Source organism: Verrucomicrobiota bacterium JB022 (assembly GCA_030673845.1).
In the GTDB taxonomy this organism is placed as follows: Bacteria; Verrucomicrobiota; Verrucomicrobiia; order Opitutales; family Oceanipulchritudinaceae; genus WOUP01.
The window spans coordinates 257,815-278,522 of the sequence record JAUTCQ010000009.1 but is presented as its reverse complement, the minus strand read 5'-3'; the positions used below and the strand labels follow the sequence as shown (position 1 = coordinate 278,522).

12 protein-coding genes and 1 tRNA gene are annotated in these 20,708 nt (G+C 62.8%); 9 read left to right on the top strand and 4 right to left on the bottom strand.

The features are described from left to right. Nucleotides 1-516 precede the first annotated feature (516 nt). From Q7P63_06595 to Q7P63_06575, 5 genes are all read left to right on the top strand, one after another. Nucleotides 517-1,233 (top strand): PEP-CTERM sorting domain-containing protein, encoded by a 717-nt coding sequence (locus Q7P63_06595; GenBank protein ID MDP0499754.1) that lies wholly within the window; start codon nt 517-519, stop codon nt 1,231-1,233. A gap of 404 nt (nt 1,234-1,637) precedes the next feature. After that, the gene (locus tag Q7P63_06590; GenBank protein MDP0499753.1) at nt 1,638-8,897 is read left to right on the top strand and encodes a GH92 family glycosyl hydrolase; all 7,260 of its coding nucleotides are present in this window, start codon (nt 1,638-1,640) and stop codon (nt 8,895-8,897) included. 329 nt (nt 8,898-9,226) lie between these two features. Further along, nucleotides 9,227-9,736, top strand: coding sequence for a UvrB/UvrC motif-containing protein (locus Q7P63_06585; protein MDP0499752.1), 510 nt, complete (start codon nt 9,227-9,229; stop codon nt 9,734-9,736). Nucleotides 9,737-9,744: 8 nt separating this feature from the next. After that, nucleotides 9,745-10,836, top strand: coding sequence for a protein arginine kinase (locus Q7P63_06580; protein ID MDP0499751.1), 1,092 nt, complete (start codon nt 9,745-9,747; stop codon nt 10,834-10,836). Nucleotides 10,837-10,857: 21 nt separating this feature from the next. Continuing rightward, nucleotides 10,858-13,365, top strand: a complete 2,508-nt coding sequence (locus tag Q7P63_06575; GenBank protein MDP0499750.1) for an ATP-dependent Clp protease ATP-binding subunit — start codon at nt 10,858-10,860, stop codon at nt 13,363-13,365. Between the two features lie 82 nt (nt 13,366-13,447). On the opposite strand, the gene Q7P63_06570 is transcribed toward Q7P63_06575, so the two are convergent. After that, on the bottom strand, nt 13,448-14,797 hold the full coding sequence (locus Q7P63_06570) for a PQQ-dependent sugar dehydrogenase (GenBank protein MDP0499749.1): 1,350 nt from the start codon (nt 14,795-14,797) through the stop codon (nt 13,448-13,450). Nucleotides 14,798-14,845: 48 nt separating this feature from the next. Further along, the gene (locus tag Q7P63_06565; protein MDP0499748.1) at nt 14,846-16,444 is read right to left on the bottom strand and encodes an alpha-amylase family glycosyl hydrolase; all 1,599 of its coding nucleotides are present in this window, start codon (nt 16,442-16,444) and stop codon (nt 14,846-14,848) included. A gap of 157 nt (nt 16,445-16,601) precedes the next feature. Here Q7P63_06565 and Q7P63_06560 point away from each other — a divergent pair, with 157 nt between their 5' ends. Together Q7P63_06560 and Q7P63_06555 are read left to right on the top strand one after the other, a co-directional pair. Next, a complete protein-coding gene (locus Q7P63_06560) occupies nt 16,602-16,940 on the top strand; it encodes a hypothetical protein (protein ID MDP0499747.1) in 339 nt (112 codons plus the stop codon). A 79-nt stretch (nt 16,941-17,019) separates the two neighbouring features. After that, on the top strand, nt 17,020-18,282 hold the full coding sequence (locus tag Q7P63_06555) for a Glu/Leu/Phe/Val dehydrogenase (GenBank protein ID MDP0499746.1): 1,263 nt from the start codon (nt 17,020-17,022) through the stop codon (nt 18,280-18,282). Between the two features lie 18 nt (nt 18,283-18,300). On the opposite strand, the gene Q7P63_06550 is transcribed toward Q7P63_06555, so the two are convergent. Together Q7P63_06550 and Q7P63_06545 are read right to left on the bottom strand one after the other, a co-directional pair. Then, nucleotides 18,301-18,687: an Hpt domain-containing protein gene (locus Q7P63_06550; protein ID MDP0499745.1), complete on the bottom strand. Its 387-nt coding sequence runs from the start codon at nt 18,685-18,687 to the stop codon at nt 18,301-18,303. Nucleotides 18,688-18,724: 37 nt separating this feature from the next. Continuing rightward, nucleotides 18,725-18,800, bottom strand: a tRNA-Thr gene (locus tag Q7P63_06545). Nucleotides 18,801-19,105: 305 nt separating this feature from the next. On the opposite strand from Q7P63_06545, the gene Q7P63_06540 reads away from it, so the two are divergent. Both Q7P63_06540 and Q7P63_06535 read left to right on the top strand, forming a co-directional pair. Then, nucleotides 19,106-19,819 (top strand): methyltransferase, encoded by a 714-nt coding sequence (locus Q7P63_06540; GenBank protein ID MDP0499744.1) that lies wholly within the window; start codon nt 19,106-19,108, stop codon nt 19,817-19,819. A gap of 9 nt (nt 19,820-19,828) precedes the next feature. After that, nucleotides 19,829-20,641, top strand: coding sequence for a PhzF family phenazine biosynthesis protein (locus Q7P63_06535; protein MDP0499743.1), 813 nt, complete (start codon nt 19,829-19,831; stop codon nt 20,639-20,641). The last annotated feature ends 67 nt before the right edge of the window (nt 20,642-20,708 follow it).

Here is a 20,708-nt window from a genome sequence, read left to right as displayed (position 1 = left end):
GGATCGGATGCTTCGCCGGAATCAACGACTCCAGGTTGATCAACGCCACCGCATCCAACTGTCTCGACACCTTACCGCGCATACCCACAGCTTATCTATGCCGCTGCCCCGGAAAAGGACTTTTTCAGCAGGGTGCTAGGTCTCGCAGGGGAGGCGTCAGATGATTCATCCGCGACAGTGCTCAGCTATCGGGTGATAATAATAGCTAGCTATTACTTGCGATTCACGTTGTGCTTAAGGTGTCGATCCTCCCCGGTTAAGAATGCGTCCCCATTTCCGGGGGCGGATCCCGTGGGAGGGATCAACAACCGACATCTTGAGGCCTGAATGCAGGATGGAATGCTTCGCGGACGCTCGAAATTCGAGGCCAGATTACAGACTTGTTACAGTGTGGCAAAGAGTCTGTGAAGTCCGCCTTGCTGGTTGACGTGTATGGTGGCGGGACTCTCTATCCGATACCTGTGACAGACAATTCTGTCATGGAATCTTGGATACACTCTCGGACTACGTACATTCATGAAAGCTCGTTCCTTCGTTCTCGCCGCAGCTCTCCTGGCGGCCTCTGCCAGCGCCTGCAGCGCCACGATCCTCGGCTTTGGCCAGATCGGTGGCAGCAACACCGCGATCTCGTCCAATTTCGGCTCCTATGCCTCGGCCGATGGCAATGGTTTTGTCGTCTCCAATGGCGCCACGCCCAATGTCTCCCTGCTCTGGGATGCGGAGTGGGACATCCACACCAGCTCCTGGTTTGCCAGCCTCGAGAGTCAGACGGTGGGCGGCGGCGCGTGGGACAATGAGGGCAATACGCAGCGTATCGCCCAGCTGGACACCGACTTCCACACCATTACCTTTGGTGCCTCCGCCGGTTATGCCGTGGTGCTCAATTCCTTCGACTTCGGGCACACCGCAGAAACTTCTGGCGTGACGGCTTGGGACCTGATCTTGACCGACTCTTCCAGCCAGGTGGTGTGGAGCCAGTCGGTGATGCTCGACAACGCCAATACCGCCACCTCGGTGCTAACGATCAGTCCCAACTTCACTGGCGTCGATGGGGAAAGCTACACGCTGACGTTTGACCGCACCTCCACGACCTACGGTGCCGCCAACGGCCGCCACGGCATCGACAACCTGAGCTTCAACGAGTTTGCGGTGGTCGTGCCCGAGCCGTCCACCATTGCGCTGATCGCCGGTCTGGGTGCCTTGGTGCCGCTGATCCGCCGCCGCCAGCGCTAGAGATTGGTTACCCGGTTTCGCCGGCATAGTTTTTGTCGATCGCGCGATGGCAGGCGAAACCGCCAGCGCGCGGTCTGTTTGCATTTTCAGCCAGCTGTCCGGCGTAGGAACACATCTGCCGGGCAGGTTACAGGGGCTTCGTGTGATCGCTACAAATGTAGCGAAATTGTAACGACATTTCTATCTGGGATGGGTGGGGGCACTCTCGCCTCCTCCGATGTCAATTTGTAGATAAGGCCTACGACTGCGGGTGCTCGCCCTTCAGTGGAGTGAGCCGAAGTCAGTAGTTACGACTTGGAACTATCGTTTTTGCTAATGCCGGGTATGAAGACGCATGCTCGGTCGAAAATTTTGCTTGTATGAGACCTACATCAACTTTCTTAACCCTTGGCGTGTTGGCCGGTATGGCTAGCACTAGTCAGGCCACCATCGTTGGCTTTGGCCAAATAGGGGGGAGCAATACTGGAATACCCTCCAATTTTGCCTCCAATGTAACAGCCGATGGCAACGGCTATGTGGTGAACAACGGCACCACGCCCAATATCGCGCTTTCCTGGGATTCCCAGTGGGACGTCCACACCAGCTCCTGGTTCGCCAACCTGGAGAACCTCACGGTGGGGGAAGGTGCCTGGGACAACGAGGGCAACACTCCCCGCGTCGGCCAATTGGATGTGGATTTCCACACCATCGACTTTCGGGCCGAGGCTGGCTTTGCGGTCGTCCTGAACTCTTTTGATTTCGCGCACACCGCCGAGACCGCCGGCGTCACGACCTGGGATCTCGTCCTGACCGACTCCCGGAACAACGTGGTGTGGAGCCAGTCGGTGACGCTCGACAATGCCTCGACCGACACCTCCGTGATCAAGGTTTCCCCTAATTTCATGGGCAAGCTGGGTGAAGACTACCGGCTCACGTTTGACCTGACTTCGCAAACCTACGGCTCCAATGGCCGTCATGCGATCGACAACCTGAGCTTCAACCAATACCCCGACCCGGCAGGCGCAGCCAAGCTGAAGCACCACTTCAAGTTCGACGGCGACGCTGCCGACGCGCAGGGCGTGGCTCCGCTCACCGTGCAGGGCGATGCCGTCGCCTTCATGGGCTCCGCTGGTGCAGCCGGCGGCTATGTGCAGCTGGGCGGCTCCGACGATTACCTGCTGGCCGACCTCGATGCGGGCAGCCAATTGGCGATTCTGGGCGACTACAGCACCTTCCGCCCCTTCAGCGTCACCTTCTGGGTGCGCCAGACGCCGACGCAAGCCGCCGCCAACACCCAGGCGGTGCTGGGCATGACGACGGCCTCGACCGACTCCGCCACGTATAACACGGGCTTCTCGGTCGCCACCCGCGAGACGGGCGGCCTCGGCCTGCGCGTGCGCCACCGCAACGGCGGTAGCGGCAGCAACGAAGGCGAGATCAATACCGGCGTAAACGTGTCCGACGGGGAATGGCACCACGTGGTGGCCGTCTACCAGGAGAATGTGCGCCTCGTTTACATCGACGGCGAGCTGGCGGGCATCAACGACGTCCCTGTCGCGATCACGACCAATCCGATCCGCTACTTTGCCATCGGCGCTTTTCTGCGCGCCGGCTCCGTGCTGGACGATCTGGCGGGCGACGTGGACGATGTCCAGCTCTATGAAGGCCTGATCACCGAACCTCAGGCCCTGCAGCTCTTCCAGAACCCGGGGCTCACGCTGTCCGACGAGTTGCCCGACCCGATGGTTGATCCCGACACGGAACCGGCTGACCTCGTCGACACGTTCATCGGCGTGACGGGTGCCGGCTCCACCGTGCCCGGCCCGGTGCTGCCCCTGTCATCGATTTACCCGAGCCCCGACACCGTCGCCTCCGCCGCTTCGGGCTATGCCGCTGGCAGCCCTGTCGTCGGCTTCTCGCAGCTCCATGCCTCCGGCTCGGGCTCGTCGACGCTCTCCTATGGCAACTTCCTCATCTCGCCCCGCCTCGGCCACTCTATCGTCGAAGACGAGCATGGCTCGCTGACGACCGATGTTGAGGCGCGCCCATATGCCTTCCGCGCCAACCTCACGAAGTGGGACACGGATGTAAAGGTCGTGCCGACCGCCAACGCTGCGATCTACGAATTCGAGTTCCCCGCCTCCGACGATGCGCGCGTGAACTTCGACGTGGCCCGTAAGCTCGGCCGCTCCGACGCGATGATCAACGGCTCGGTCGAGATCGACCTCAAGCACGGTACGATCAGCGGCGGCGGTACCTTCGACGGCAACTGGAACCCGGCGCAATACAACGTCTACTTCTACGCTCAAGTCGATGCTACGCCGGTCTCCGGTGGCACCTGGGTCGGCAGCACGTCCAATGACGGCACGCTAAGCGCCTCCATCGACTCGCGCCAGCCGCTGGGCGCTTGGTTGCGCTTCGACACCAACGAAACGCAGACCGTGCGCCTCAAGGTCGCGGTTTCGTTCAACTCTGTCGAACGCGCCCGCCAATACCTCGAAAACGAAATCCCGGCCTGGGATAGCGAAGCGCTCGAAGCAGCCGCCAAGGCCCGCTGGAACGAGGCCCTCGGCGCCATCGAGACGCCGCAGATCAGCATTGCCGAAGCCCGCAAGTTCTACACCGCGCTCTACCACAGCCTCATCCAGCCCCGCAACCGCACGGGCGACCCCGCAGGCTGGCCGGAAGACGCCGCGTTTTGGGACGACCACTACACCCTGTGGGACACCTGGCAGACGCTCTTCCCGCTGCTCGCCATCGTCGAGCCCGAAGCCGTCGCCGGCAACGTCAACTCCTTTGCCGAACGCTTCCAGCGTAACGGCCGTGCCGAGACTGCCTTTATCATGGGCAAGGATTATCAGGTCGGGCAGGGTGGGGACGAAGTGGACCGCGTGATCCTCGACGCCTTCGTCAAAGACATCCCCGGCATCGACTGGGAAAAGGTGTGGCCGCTGTTGCAGTTCAACGCCAACCGCCGCACGCCCGACTACCGCGACCTCGGCTATGTCTCGACCGATGGCGACGCCAACGGCTACGACTTCCGCCTCGCCTCCGCCTCCTCCACGCTTGGCTTTGCCCACGGCGACTATGCCGCCGCCACGATTGCCGAGTCTCTCGGGCACACCGAAGAGGCCGCCGAGCTGTTCGAGCGTTCCGGCAACTGGCGCAACGTATGGGACGCCTCCGCCACCAGCGGCGGCTTCAAGGGCTTCATCAAGGGCCGCAGTCGCAGCGGCAGCTTCCTCGGCGATGCCCCGACCTCCTCGGCGGGCTATTACCAAGGCACCAGCTGGAATTACTCGTTTAACGTGCCGCACCACCGCGACGAACTTGTCGAGCTGATGGGTGGGCGCGCCCGCTTCATCCAGCGCATCGAGTATGCGATGGGGCAAAACAACGGCGCCTACGTCGACTACACCAACGAGCCCGGCTTCCAGACCACCTTCCTCTTCAACTACGCCGGTCGCCCTTACCTGACTTCCTACTGGGCCTCCCAGCTCCGCAATCGCTACAGCGAGAGCGGCTACCCCGGTGACGAAGACTCCGGCGCCATGGCCTCGCTCTATTTCTTCACCACCGCCGGCTTCTTCCCGATGGCCACGCAGGACGTCTACTACCTGCACGGCGCGCGCGTGCCCGAGGTGCAGTTCAATGTCGCCGACGGCAAGACCTTCACGATCAAGGCCGAGAACGCCGGTGGCGATAACCTCTTCATCCAGTCTGCCCTGCTCAACGGTGTGGCGCTGAACGTGCCGGCGATTCACCACGCCGACATCACCGGCGGCGCAACCGTCGAACTCGTGATGGGTGCCTTCCCTAACGTATGGGGCACCGGCTCCGACTTCGCCGCCGTGGAGAGCGATGACGCCTCCGCCATCTCCGGCTGGACGATGGCCAAGGGCTCCGGCGAGCTGACGGGTGCCAACTCCAACGCTCCCGCCTGGGGCGAAGGGGCCGATGCCGCCGCCGACACCGCCGTGCAAGCCGCTTTCGAAACGGTGCAGCTCGACCAGCCCGGCGCCACGATCACCTTCAGTACCTCGCTCACGCTGACCGGCATCACTGCCGAAACCAGCGATGCAGACCTGCTGGCCTGGGGCCTCTTCTTCGGCACCGAGCAAAACGGCCAGATCATGCCCGGCTACCTCGCGACCAACGACGCGGTCAATAACAGCGCCAGCGTCATCCTCGGCCGCGACCAGTCCGTGCAACAGCCGTTCTACGCATCCAGCGAAGGCCGCACGCTCACGACTTACCGCATGCCGACGCCGGAACTGGCCGACGGTGCCTATCGTGTGGTGCTGACCCTCTCGCGCACCGAGCAAGACACGATCGACTACTACGCGGCCCTCGTCCGCGAAGAAGACGGCGTGCTGCTCAGCGCCTTTACTGGCTCCGACCAGTCGCCCACCACTTTCGTCTTCAACCGCGTCGGCCTGCGAGTCGGTGCCGGGGTGGACGTCGATTCGGTGCAACTGGCCAACGCCAAGATCCTCGCCCAAGGGCAATCGACCGACCCGACGAACAACATCGTGCTCGTCGGCGGCGTCAACGACAGCGGCCACGTCGCCCTCTCCTGGGGCGGTGAGCTGAGCAACGACGTCGAATCCCTCGCCATCCGCTACCGCATCAAGGGCAGCGATCAGTGGCTGACGCTCGTCTCCGGCCTCGCCCCGACAGCGACTTCCTACACCAACTCGCATCTCCCGATCCTGAACGATTACGAGTTCCAGATCGTGGGCCTGAAGGGCGACGACGTGGTCGACACCTCCGACACGGTCTCGGCCCAGCCGACCGCTTCAGAAACGACCTATGTAGCCAAGCTCATCGAGTCGGGCGACATCTGGAAGTTCCTCGACAACGGCAGCGACCAAGGCACCGCCTGGCGCGCTCCCTCGTTCGACGACAGCTCGTGGAGCGAAGGCCCGTCCAAGCTCGGTTATGGCGACAGCCACAACACGACCACGATCGGCTACGGCCCGGATTCCAATAACAAGTATCCGACGACTTACTTCCGCCATCATTTCACCGTCGATTCGGTGCAAAACGTGGTGGGCCTGAATGTCGATGTGGTGCGCGACGATGGGGTGATCCTCTACCTCAACGGCCACGAGATCGTGCGTGACAACATGCCCGCCGGCGAGGTCGACTACCTCGATTGGTCGGCCAACACGGTCGACGGCTCGGCCGAGACGACGTTCTACAACTTCGTGGTCTCCAGCCGCTACCTCGTAGAGGGCGCAAACGTGCTCGCCGCTGAAGTCCACAACCGTTCGGGCAACAGCTCCGACCTCGGCTTCAACCTCAAGGTGGGTGCGCTGGTCTACTCGGAGAACGCGCCGGAGCCGGTCAGCGAATCCGTGACCGCCGAAGTCGACGGCCATGCCGGCAGCGACTACACCGGCAGCCTCGCCCAATACGTGACCGACCCGAACGGCGACGCCCTGGCCTTCTCCAAGGTGAGCGGCCCCGCCTGGCTCGTGGTTAACGCCGACGGCAGCATCTCCGGCCAACCCGGCATGGGCGACATCGGCGAAAACCGCTTCGTCATCTCCGTCACCGACGGTATGGACGGCACGGTGGAGTTCGAATACATCGTCCACGTCGACGAAGGCTTCGAGCTGGCCCGCGCACCCCTCCCGACCCTCGGCGAACGTCTCCGCTTTGGCGTCATCCCCGACACGCAAGGCAGCACCAACGGCGTGCCGGTGGTGGAAGCCAGCAGCGTTGCCGCCAAGATCATCGAGCTCGCTCCCGAGCTGGTGATCGAAGTGGGTGACGTGACCGACGGTAACTCCTCGGGCGACAGCAAGCTCTCGCAGCTCAACTTGCTCAAGCAGACCATGGTCAACCCGCTGCGCGACGCCGGCATCGAATACTACCCGGTGCGCGGCAACCACGACTCGAACGCCAGCAGCCTCACCAGCGACCAAGCTTGGGTGTGGCAAAAGGCCTTCCCCTGGCTCTTCGAAGGCCAGGAACCGCTGATCGACCCGACCGACGTGCCCGGTGGCAGCGGCGCAGCCCCCAACTACCGCAACTACTCGTTTGTCCTCGATACCGGCGCCAATACCTTCCTCATCGCCCTCGACGAGTGGGATGGCGGCACCGATACGAATTACAGCGAATGGCTGCGCGCCAAGCTGGCCGAGATCCGCGCCGAACACCCGGATGCCCACATCTTCCCGTATTCGCACACGGGCGTCTTCGCGACCAGCCTCCACCCGGCCATGACGGAGTACATCTCCACCGGCCCGGGGCCATTCATCGAAGCCTGTGCCGAATACCACATCGACGGCTGGCTCGCGGGCCACAACCACATCTACGACCGCTCCATGGCCGTGGATATCGACAACGACTCGCGCTCCGAGTTCTTCTACATTACCTGTGGCTCCGCTTCGGAGAAGTTCTACGGCCTGCAGCGCGCCCCGGTTGAAAACCAGCGCCTCAACCACCTCGTGGACAGCACGCAGACCCCGGGCGAACCGATCGCCTTCCAGATCATCGAAATCAACGGCCCGTTTGTGACGATGCACAACTGGATGGCGCCGCAGAACCCGAACGGCACCTTCACCGAGTGGACGGTCTGGGACACCTACGCCTACTCGCGCAACGGCGGCCAGTTCAACGTCGCGGCCGAAGCCAACTACAACTCCGCCAACATCACCGACGTTGCCCCGGATGCGGAAGGCTTCGTCGGCACCGGCCTCGCCATCGCCGACGGCATCAACAGCGACGCCACCTACTACACGGCAGAAAACAAGACCTTCGGCCTCTACCGCAACATCACGGTGGGCTGGGTCCAGCAAAGCCAGTGGTACGATGCCGAAGGTGTGCAGCTGATCTCCGACATCGCGAGCATCAACGGCATGCGCAATCACCCGACGCGTAACCGTGCCGACGCCTACACGCTCTCGCTCGCCTACGACGACAGCACCCTGTCGCCCTCGCAGGAGCAGCAGCTGAGCATTGTGGCCTTCCTCGATGCCGATACGAGCGACGAAGACGCCGGTGACTGGATCAACGCCGCCAGCGCCACCCTCGGCGAATTCGCCACCCAGCCCGTCTACCGTGCTGCCAAGGCCGACGACGCCGTCGGCACCTGGGGTATCGACATCGAAAACAACGTGGTGTGGGCGCGACTGGACTACCAGGGCGACTTCGCCATCGCCTCCAATGTCGTCGATACCGACGGCGACGGCCTCGAAGACGCCTGGGAAATGGCCTACTTCGGCACCCTCGAATACGGTGCGGAAGACGACGTCGACGGCGACGGCCTGACCAACCTGCAGGAGCAAAGGATCGGCACCGACCCGATGCTCGCCGATACCGACGGCGACCTCTTCGACGACGGAGTGGAATACGCCAACGGCCTCGACCCGCGCATGTATAACTCCGACCTGCAAGGTAGCCTGCTCGATGCCATTCGCCAGAGCCAGGAGCTGCAAAACCAGTTGGGCCTCTATACCTCCTCCACCATCGTGGGCCTCGCTGGCGGCAAGCCGGTGATCGCGATCGGCGAAGACGGCAAGATCAGCCTCAAGCTCCAGCTCTACTACAGCGAAGACCTCGAAAGCTGGGAGCCGGTCGAAGAAGTCGAAGTCCAACCCGAGGTCGACACCTCCGGCGCCGGCTTCTTCATGTGGTCGCCCGACGTTTCCGACGCGCTGCCGACCGAAGAGTAAAACCCTTCCAGTCAGCTCACGTTGCCCGTGGCGGGCGCCTGCCGGCACTCGCCTCAGCCCCGCCCGGGCAGCGTTCTATTTTCGACAACCGTTCTTCCCGAGGGGAGAGCGGTTGTTCTTTTATTGCCAGGCAGGTGGGAGGAAAACGCCGATTTCGAGGCGCAGACGTTCTTCTGGAAAAATGTGGCCTTCTCTCGCCAGGAAGTCTGCGAATGCCTTCAACGCTCTCCAGCTTAGCGCTGGCGGCTTCCGAATCCCGCGAAGCTCAACAACTTTGCCCAGTGGGGGATTTGGCTGGAAAAACCGTGAAGTAGGCGTAAGCTGTCTGTATGGCCAAACCTGAGCAGTGCAAACACTGTCAAAAACCGGCTACCATCCATCTCACCCAGATCGTCGACAACAAGATGCACCAGGTCGACCTTTGCGAGGACTGTCCGTTCAAGCAAGGGGTCACCGATCCGGAAGGCTTCTCGCTGGCAGACTTTCTGATGAAGCCGCCGGCGGCCCTCGGTGCCCGCCAGGAGGCTCTGCGGTGCGAGGAGTGTGGTTTTACCCCCGCCGACTTCAAGAAGACGGGCCGTTTCGGCTGCCCGCATTGCTACAGCACGTTCTCGGACTTGCTGCAGCCGATGCTGCGCAACATGCACAAAGATGTGGTGCACCGGGGCAAGACTCCTGAGCGTGCGCGACAGCGGGTCGACATCAAACGGCAGTTGAAAGAGCGCGAAGACGCCATGGCCGAAGCCATCGCAGAAGAAAACTACGAGAAAGCGGCTGAAATTCGCGACGAAATCAACGAACTTAAGAAACAGCTCGAGGCCGAAACGGCCTCATCGTAAGCGATCACATGCAGATCACTCCCCTCATCGCCGCCAAAGCGGAGCTGACCTCGGGTGGGCTCCCGGCGGAGCCTATTGTCCTGAGCACACGGATCCGCCTGGCGCGTAACATTGTGTCAGTGCCCTTCCCGGGGCGTGCCACTTCGTCCCAGCGCGAGCAGGTTTTGCACACCTGCTTCGACGCCATGCGGGAGGTGGGCGACTTCAAGGACGGGCACCTGCTCGAAATGCTCAAGCTTTCCCCGCTGGAGCGCCAGGCCCTCGTCGAGCGCCACCTCATCAGCCGCGAGCTCAGCCAGTCCGAGCACGCCGCCGGGGTCGCCGTGAGCGACGACCAGAAGATCTCCGTCATGGTCAACGAGGAAGACCACCTGCGCCTGCAACTCGTGCGCACCGGCTTCAACCTCGACACCACCTGGAGCGAGATCAACGCCCTCGACTCCGCGCTCGAAGACAAGCTCGACTACGCCTTCAACGACCAGCTCGGGTACCTAACTGCTTGCCCTACAAACCTCGGCACCGGCTTGCGCGCCAGCGCGATGCTGCACCTGCCGGGCCTGGTGATGCAGGAGTATATGGAGAAAGTCGTGCGTATGGTGAACCAGCTCGGCATGGCCGTGCGCGGGCTCTTCGGCGAAGGCTCGGAGGCCACCGGCTCCATCTTCCAGATCTCCAACCAGCAAACGCTGGGGGAGAGCGAGCAGGACATCATCAAGCGCCTTTCGAGCATCCTCCACGCGATCATCGAGCAGGAACAAAATGCCCGCCAGGTGATCCTGGAGAAAAAACCGGCCCGACTTTTCGACAAAATTGGCCGGGCCTACGGCATTTTGCAGAATGGGCATCTTTTAAGCTCAGAAGAAGCCATGAATTTGCTGAGCCTCCTGCGGCTGGCAGTCGACCTCGGGCTGCTGCCCGACGACTACCGCACCCAAGTGGACCGGCTCTTTATCGAAGCTCAGCCAGGCCACGTGCAACTGACCGCTCAAGGCGAAATCGAACCGCGCGAGCGCGATAAACAACGCGCTACCAGAATGCGGGAAGAGTTTGCACACGCACCGACTCTAAATTATAAAAACCTATCATACCCAGCCGGGTAAACCCCGATCTTCGCCATGGCAATGGAACCGATGAACAACTTTACGCCACGGGCACAGCAAGTCCTCGCCCTGGCACGCAAGGAGGCAGACCGTTTTCACCACAACTACGTGGGGACCGAGCACTTGCTGCTGGGTCTGATCAATCTGGGCCAAGGCGTCGCCGTCAATGTGCTCCAGAAGATGGGCCTCGACCTGGAGACGGTGCGCAGCGCCGTGGAAAAGCAGGTCGGCAAAGGTCCGGCCGCCAAGCCGAGCGGCAACATCCCCTACACGCCCCGCGTGAAGAAGGTGTTGGCCCTCGCCGGGCGCGAAGCGAAGGCGCTCAACCACTCCTACGTCGGCACCGAGCACATCCTGCTCGGCCTGCTGCGCGAAGGGGAGGGCGTGGCCGCACGCGTGCTCAAGAGCCTCGATGTGGACGTGGAGCGCTGCCGGGAGGAAATCCTTTCCGAACTGGATCCCAATTTTGCCGGTGAAGGCGGTGAACCCGCCGGGGCCGGTGCCAGCCCGACCGGTGCGCCCGAGGACAAGAAGGACGTCAAGACGCCCGCGCTCAAAGCCTTCGGTCGTGACCTGACCGAGCTGGCGCGCAACGGAGACCTCGACCCGGTCATTGGCCGGAAGAAGGAAATCCGCCGCGTCATCCAGATCCTCTGCCGCCGCAGCAAGAACAACCCGGTGCTGATCGGGGAAGCCGGCGTGGGCAAGACGGCCATCGTCGAAGGCCTCGCGCTGGAAATCGCCAACGGCCTCGTGCCGGAGATTCTGGCCGACAAGCGCCTCATCACCCTCGACCTCGCCCTGATGGTCGCGGGCACGAAGTACCGTGGTCAGTTCGAGGAGCGCATCAAGGCCGTGATGGACGAGATTCGCCGCGCCAAGAACGTCATCATCTTCATCGACGAACTGCACACCATTGTGGGTGCTGGTGCCGCCGAAGGTGCCATGGACGCCTCCAACATCTTCAAGCCCGCCCTCAGCCGGGGCGAGCTGCAGTGCATCGGCGCCACCACGCTGGCCGAATACCGCAAGTATATCGAGAAGGACAGCGCGCTCGACCGCCGCTTCCAAAGCGTGATGGTCGATGCTCCCAACGAAGCCGACTCCCTCGAAATCCTCAAGGGCATCGCGCCGAAGTACGAGGAGCACCACAAGGTGTCGTTCACCCCGCTCGCCCTCGAAAGCGCGGTCAAGCTCTCCGAACGCTACATCACCTCCCGCTACCTGCCGGACAAGGCGATCGACGTGCTCGACGAAGCTGGCGCCCGCGCACGCATCAATTCGCTCAACCGCCCGCCGGAGATCGAAGAGCTGGGCAACCAGATCGACGAAATCTGCACCAAGAAGGAAGAGGCCATCAGCAAGCAACAGTTTGAGGATGCCGCCCGCTTCCGCGATCAGGAGAAGCAACTGCGTCAGAAGCGCGAAGACATGATCGAAGACTGGAAGCGCAACCGCGCCGAGTCCGTGATCACGGTCGACGAAGACGACATGCTGCAAGTGGTCAGCGATTGGACGGGTATCCCGCTCAACCGCATGGAGCAGAAGGAATCCGAGCGCCTGCTCAACCTCGAGAAGGAGCTGCAAGGGGCCGTCATCGGTCAGGACGAAGCGACCATCGCCATCGCCAAGGCGCTGCGCCGCAGTCGCGCCGATTTGAAGGACCCTCGCCGCCCGATCGGTTCGTTCCTCTTCATGGGCCCGACCGGTGTCGGTAAGACGCACCTGGCCAAGACCCTCGCGGAGCTGATTTTTGGCGACAAGGAATCGATCGTCCAGATCGACATGTCCGAGTACATGGAGAAGTTCTCCGTCAGCCGCCTCATCGGCTCGCCCCCCGGTTACGTGGGTTACGAGGAAGGTGGTCAGCTGACCGAGGCCGTGCGCCGCAAGCCCTACAGCGTGGTCCTCTTCGATGAAATCGAGAAGGCCCACCCGGACGTCGTGCAGTTGCTGCTCCAGGTGCTCGAAGAAGGCCGCCTGACCGACTCGCTCGGTCGCACGGTCGACTTCCGTAACACGATCATCATCATGACCTCCAATGTGGGCGCACACATCCTGCAAAAGGGCACGGGTCTGGGCTTCGGCACCGACGACGTGGACTTCTCGTGGGATTCGACCCGTTCAAAGATCCTCGACGAGGCCAAGCGCGTCTTCAAGCCGGAGTTCCTGAACCGGATCAACTCGATCATCGTGTTCCGCCAGCTCAACCGCAGCCACCTGCGCCAAATCATCGACATCGAGCTCAAGGGTATCACCCGTCGCCTGCGCGACCGTGGTATCGACCTCGAAGTGGAAATGCCCGCCAAGGACTTCCTCATCGAGCAAGGCTACGACGAGAAGTATGGCGCGCGCCCGCTCCGCCGCTCCGTCGAGCAGTTCCTCGAAGACCCCTTGGCCGAAGCCGTCCTGCGCGGCGAGATCAAGGAAGGCGAACCGCTCACGGTCAAGCTGACCGAATCGGGCCGCTCGCTGGCCTTCGTCCAGCGCGAGCCGGCGGAGGAAGCCGGTAGCCCCAACGAAAAGTAAGGGCAGACTGAACCTTTAACCAAACGGGCCTCATTCCACAGTGGAATGAGGCCCGTTTTTTATCTCAAATGGAGGCGCTCGGCTACTCCGTCACCAGCCGGAAGAAGCGGGGCGCGTCGTTCGACAACGGCTCGGTGCGGCTGCCGTCGGGGTCGAGCGAAAACCAGATCGACCACGCCTGCAGGTCGGTGCTCTGCTCCACTCGCACCGCCACGTCTTCACTGGCCGTGGCGGCCAGCGAGACGCCGGTTTCGGTCGTCACCAAGTCCAGCGTCGGGTCTTCCAGCAACAGCTTGAAGATCGTGCCGCTGCCAAAGCTGGCAAAGTAGATCGAGCCATCCGCGCCTGCACCCATCGTGGTGATGCCATAATTTGTGTCGCGCAGTTGAGTGCTCTCCCAGCCCTCGCTCCCCCAGCTCAGACGCCAGATGCGGCCCGAGGTGAAGTCCGTATAGATGTAGTCGCCTGCATAGATCGACGGATGCTCGGGGCGGTAAGGGTAGCCGCCTGTGATCGACGAGCCGAACTCGTGGCCGTATGTGGCGACCGGCACCGTCTCGGTGCCCACTGTCAGGGTGGCACTCTCGCGATAGATGGCATCGCCCTCGTAGCGGGGCCAGCCGTAGTTCAACCCGCCCACGCCGTCGGGCTGGTGGTTGATTTCTTCAAAGGCATCCTGGCCCACATCGGCGATAAAGAGGTCGCCGGTGACGGGGTCGAAGCTGTAGCGCCACGGGTTGCGCAGGCCCAGCGCCCAGATTTCGTCCCGCACCTCGTTGTTGCCCACAAACGGGTTGTCCGCGGGAATAGCGTAGTCGCGCTCGTCGTTGGCCGGGAAGTCGTCGCCGTCCACGTCGATCCGCAGCATTTTGCCGAAGAGGCTGGAGGGGTCCTGCGCCCGGTTGTCCGGGTCGCCCCCGCTGCCGCCGTCTCCCAAGGCCAGGTAGAGGTAGCCGTCCTTGGGCCCAAACTGGAGCTGGCCCGCGTTGTGATTGGAGTAGGGCTGGTCGGCGACAAAAATCACATCGCCCGACTGCGGATCGGCTTCCCAGCGGTCCGGGAGCAGTTCGTAGCGCGCGACGACCGTTTGCAGCTGCCCTTGGACGGTGCGGGTATAATTGACGAAGAATTGATGGTTTTCGGCAAAGTTGGGGTGCAGGGCCAGGCCGAGCAGTCCACCCTCACCGTCGCTGTCCACCAGATTCTGGATGTTGAGCACGGGCGTCTCGACGGTTTGCTCCGTGGTGGGGTTCAGGAGCATTACCCGACCGGGCCGCTCCACGATTAAAAGGCCGCTGCCGGGGGTGGCCTGGATGTCGGTCGGGCTGGCAAACCCGTTCCCGACTTGTATGATCTGGTGGCTGAAGAGGCTGGGAGCGGCGGCGATGCCTCCCAAGAGCGATAAGGCGAACAGAGACGGGTGAGGCTTCATGATGAGTTTGGGTTGGCGGCCGGGCAGGGGAGGGCGTCGCAACGCCGCTCAGTCCTTGGCCAGCCGCAGTTCAAAAATCTGCACCGTGTAAGGCTGCAGGCGCACGTAGAGCCCCTGTTTGAACATCTCGCTGCCCGAGCGCAGGTAGACCTCCGGCGAAAGCCGGTCGCGTAACTGCCAGAGCCTCCCGCAGACGCCGCAGTTGGGCACCATCACGCGGCCCTCCTCCGAGTGCTCGGACAAGTTGGCCACCACCAGGTCCATCCGCCCATCGCCGGCACGCCATAGGTAGGCCTGCACGCGCCAGTGCGAGTGGTTCCCTTGCCAGGCCGCCTGCGTCTCCAGCAGCTGCCACTCGCCTTGGCCGACCGAGCTGTCCTGCAGCATCAGCAAGAGGCGCTCATAAAACGCCAGTTCCTCGTCGTCGGGCACCTCGTCGGCCCGTCGGCTCAAGTGGAGCGAGTGGTGATGTTTCAGGGCCTCCATCTGCCCATCGTGAATCAGGCGCATCCCCGGGAGCGTGGCCACCATAGTTGCAGCGGCGCGGCGCAGTTGCGACACTGGGATGGCGCGCGCGGCCCGCGGCTCGTCGTGGTTTTCGATGAAGAAGACGGAATTGCCCGCCAGCCGACGGTCGGTCAGGGAGCCCCGCAGCCCCTCCACCTTGCGGGCCACAATCAAGTCGTAAAACTGCTTGCGGTAGGTGAAGTCGAACCCCAGGGCCTGCAGATGGGCCTCCATGCCCCAATACGCCTCCGCCATGAAGGTGAAGCGCGGGTGCTTCTGGTGCACGCGGTCGATCGCCCAGGCCCAGAACTCCTCGTAAGGGGCGGGCAGGGGCTCGTAATCTCCGCCCCAGATGGCCTTGAAGGTATCGCTGATGGCGAGCATCGCCAAGTCGCAGCGCACGCCGTCGCAGAGGTCGGCCACCCGCTGCAGTTGCTTCAAGGCGTTGTCGCGCACCGCCTGCATGCGGAAGTCGAGCTGCAGCGTGTCCTTCCAGGCCGGGAAATACGGGTCGCGCCCATGGGCAAACACATGGTCACCCAAGCGCACGAACCGGTCGGGCTCGGCCTTCAGGTCGCCTTCCGTCCCGCGGATAAAATACTCCGGATGGCTCTCGACCCACGGGTGATCCAGCGCGGTGTGGTTGAGGACGAAGTCGAGGATCAGGGCGATCCCGCGCTTGGCCAGCTTGTGCCGCAAGGCCTGCAGGGCATCGGCGCCCCCCAGCTCGGCGGCCACGCGCCCACGCTGGATGGCATAGGGCGAGCCGCAGACATCTTCCGGCTGCCAGCCGGGGAGGTCTTCCTCGTAGTGGCAGGTAAAATCCGGGTGGGTGCGGCTGACTTCCACACTGCTGACGCCGCGCTGCCATACGCCCATGATCCAGATGGCCTGGAAGCCGAGCTTGTGCCAACGGTCGAGCAGCGCATCGGGTGTATCCGCAAGCGTGGCGTCATTGCCCGCCTCCTGCTGGCATCGCTGCAGCAGCTGGCTGGCGCGGATTTCGTAAACGAGCGGGTGACGTTTGAGGGCAATGCCCTGGGGAGTCGAAACCGGCGTGGGAGCGTGGTTACGGCGCGAAGCGACCGACGCCCCGCCGGGAGCAAATACGGAGGGAGCTTGGGCAGGCATCATCATCATGACCGGACCTCTTTGGGCTGAATAGGGGAGTGGGCTGGAAGCCACCTAATATATATGCCGTTTTTCCAGCCGTGTAAAACGGTTTTACACGCTTCGATAACGAGCCCGCTGCAACCCCGGCTTGCGGGCGACCTCTTTTCCGTGTAGAAGTAGTTTTATGGATATGCCCCCCTTGGATTGGTATTGGATGCTGACCGTTGTCGCCTGGGCTCTTGTGACCCTTGCGCTCGGTTACGTCTGGGGGGCACACCAAGGGCGGAAGGAAGCGGAGGCAGAAGCGGCCGACGCCGAGCCGGCGGCCCCACAGCCCACCTTCACGCTCGAAACCGATCTGGAGATCCTGGAGATCTACAACGACCCACGGCCCATTCTCGACGGCTCGGCTGAAGCCACCGAGCCAGGCGCCGTCCAGTCCGAAATGGTCGAGCGTACCGCCAAGGTCCGTAAGCGCTCGACCGGAGAAGTCCGCCTCATCCGGCTCGTGGTGCCCGATTGATCCCGGGTGTCGATTTGCGCCGGAAAACGTTGAGGTAGAGCCGTGTATCCGATACCGTCGTACACGTTACCCAAGCCCCATGGAATCGAAACTCTATCAATCCCCCGTTTTCGACATGGCGTGCCAGCAGTTCGACTTGGCCGCCGATATCCTGCAGCTCGACGACAACGTCCGCAACCGCACCAAGTTCCCCAAGCGCTGCGTTGCCGTCGCTTTCCCCTTCAAACGCGACGACGGCAGCGTCCAGATGCTCGAAGGCTACCGCGTGCAGCACCACCTCTCCAAAGGGCCGACCAAGGGCGGCTTGCGCTTCCACCAGGAAGTGACGCTGGGTGAGGTCGGCGCGCTCGCCATGTGGATGAGCTGGAAGACCGCGCTCGCCGGCCTGCCCTACGGTGGGGCGAAAGGCGGCGTGGCGGTCGACCCCACAACTCTCAGCCTGGCGGAAAAAGAGCGCGTGGCCCGCCGGTTCATGCAGGAGATGATCCCCTTTGTCGGACCCAATACCGACATCATGGCACCCGATATGGGCACCAATCCGCAGATCATGGCCTGGATGATGGACACCTACTCCAACATCGTAGGCGTCTCGACCCCGGCCATCGTCACCGGCAAGCCCGTCGAAATCGGCGGCAGTCAAGGCCGCGTGGAAGCGACCGGTCGAGGTGTCGCGTATCTCGTAAAGCGTTATCTGGAAGCCTATGGCGTCCGGCCGGGCCAAGCGACGGTCGCGATCCAGGGCTTTGGCAACGTGGGTACCTACGCGGCGCTCGGGCTGGTGGATTACGGCTGCAAGGTGATCGCAATTTCCGACGTTTCGGGCGGTATTTACAACGCCAGGGGCGTCGACGTGCATGAAGCCATCCGCTACCTGGAGGTCAACCCCACGTTGGCGGGCTACCAGGGGGGCGATGTGATCGACAATGCGTCCCTGCTTGAGCTCGACTGCACGGTGCTCGTCCCGGCGGCCCGCGAGCAGGTGGTAAACGCGGAAAACGCTTCTCGCCTGCGCTGCCGCTTCCTCGCCGAAGCCGCGAACGGACCAACCACAGTGGAGGCCGACGCGATTCTCGAAGCGCGCGACGACGTGCAAGTCATTCCCGACATCCTCTGCAACAGCGGCGGCGTCATCGTCTCTTACTTCGAGTGGGTGCAAGACCTCTCCAGCCTCTATTGGGAGCGCGAAGAAGTGCTGCGTCGCCTTTACGAGATCCTCGAACGTGCCCGCTACGAAGTCGAAGCGCAACGCGAACGCCTGGGGGTGAGTCGCCGCATGGCCGCCCTCAGCCTCGGCATCCACCGCGTGGCGCAGGCCAAGGCCGTGCGCGGCATCTTTCCTTAAAGCGGCGGCCCACGGGGCCTACAACAGCTTCTGCGAATACTCGCGCAGGCGCACCATGTCGCCCAGCACTCCTTCGAACTCGATGCGGATCTGCGGCAGCAGGCGCGTGACGGCTCGGAGGTCCTGGTGCTTGGCGGCATCGTCGAGCATCTCGCAGAGCTGCCCCAGCCGCAGCGCGCCGAAGGTCGGCATGGCACCCTTGAGGGAGTGGCCGATGCGCTTGATCTCGGTCAGGTTGGCCTGCTGAATGGCGTCATCCAGCTCGTCGATCGCGGGCGGCATCGTCGTGAGGAAGACGTCCACGATATCGTTGAGATAAACGGCGTCCTCTTCAAAATTCTCCAGGCCGGCACCTTGGAGAAAGGCCACGAGGTTGAGATGTTCCAGATCGGGCAGGGAGGTCATGGAAGAAGAGCCTCACACCTGGTCCCCGAGAAAAAAATGGAGCCAGCCATCGGACTCGAACCGACGACCTGCTCATTACGAATGAGCTGCTCTACCAACTGAGCTAGGCTGGCGCAGAAAGATAGGATAGTGTGGGGGTGGGGTGTGGTTGACAAGGCAAATGTAAGGATAAGAGCATTTTTTTATCGCTGGCAATCCTTTTCGCTTGCGCATAATGCGGTTAGCGATAAGGATGGTAAACATAAACAATGCAGCACTTCAGCTACACAACTTGCCAGGCCTTCTGGTGGTGGAAAGCGGCTCTCCGATGGTGACGAGGCGCTAGTTGAGCCTGTCCCCTTGGTTGGAGCCGATCGCAAAAAGAACGCGGTCGGCTTTTTTGTTTTTAAATTTTTGATCTTCAAGCTTTTCCACCACCATGAGTATTTCTGCACCCACCTACGATCTTCAATCCTGTGCCGTTTTTGGCCGCACGCTCGGCGAATACCGCCGGTATTTTGCGCTCGACGGCATCCTGCCGCACTACAGCTTCCTCGACGTCGCTGCCGGTAGCGCCAGTTTTACCGCCGAGGCCCATGAGCTCGGTTACCGGGCTCGGGCCCTCGACCCGGCCTATGCGATGAACGGGCGGGCACTGCGCCTGCGCATCCAGGAAGATTACGAGCGCTGTATCGACCGCCTCAAGCTGAGCCGCGCCCACTTCCAGGCTGCGGCTGACCAAACGCTACAGGCGGCCATCCAGCGCCGTGCCGATGCGCGCGACCGCTTTTTGGCCGACTTCCCGGCCGGGCAGGGCATGGGCCGCTACCTTGCCGACGGCCTGCCCTTCACCGGGCTGGAGACCGGCGCCTTCGACTACGTGCTCTGCGGGCACTTCCTCTTCCTCTACGGGCACTTCGAGGAATTCGACTACGCCTTCCACCTCGCCGCCGCGCAAGAGCTGGCCCGCGTGGCCCGGATCGAAGCGCGGATCTACCCCGTGATCCAGATGAATTCCGAGCCATACCCGCATCTCGACGCGCTTCGGGAGGCCTTGGAGGGGCAGGGTATTGCCAGCGAGCTGCGCCCCGTCGACTACGAATTCCTGCGCGGGGCCAACCAGATGCTCGTCCTGCGGCGCGAAAACGCTTAACTGGACGCCATGTACCGCTACCCGGTTTACTTCGTCAACGCCTTCACGCGCGAGCTGTTTGGCGGCAACCCGGCCGCCGTCTGCCCGCTCGAAATGTGGCTGCCCGACCGCACGCTGCAGGCCATCGCCGCTCAGCACAACCTCTCGGAGACGACTTTCTTCGTGGGCGCGGGCAACCGCTACCACCTGCGCTGGTTCACCCCGGCCAAGGAAGTCGACCTCTGCGGCCACGCTACGCTGGCGGCCGTGCACGTGCTGCGTGGTCGGCAACCCGAGACGAAGCGCTTCATCTTCGACACCCGCAGTGGCAAACTGGAGGCGAAGGTCGACGATGAAGGCCGGACCGAGTTGAACTTCCCGGCCTACACCGGCTGGGAAGAGGTCGGGCCTACCTTTCTCTCCCGCTTGGGCGAGACGGGGCGGGCCGTGGCCGTCAAATCGCTCGGCCAGCCCGACTTGCTGATCGAGCTGGAAAACGAAGCTGCCGTGCGCGCCGCCGTCCCGGTGATGGCGGAGTTGACGGCGCTGCCCTACCGTGGGTTGATCCTGACGGCCCCGGGCGAGCGGACCGACTTCGTCTCGCGCTTCTTCGCCCCGGCCTTTGGGGTCGACGAGGATCCTGTCTGCGGTAGCGCGCATTGCCTGTTGACCCCTTATTGGGCGCAGAAGCTGGGCAAGACCGAGTTGACCGCGCTGCAGGTCAGCCAGCGAGGTGGCGAGCTCTTTTGCCGCCTGGAAGAGGACCGCGTGGCGATTGCCGGGCATTCTCGCCTCTATGCGCAAGGCGACATCGCGCTCCGGCCCGACGACATCCTGCGATAGGGCAGCAGGCGCGGACACAAAAAAGCCCGGCATTACTGCCGGGCGAGAGATTCGAAAGTCTCTTTGG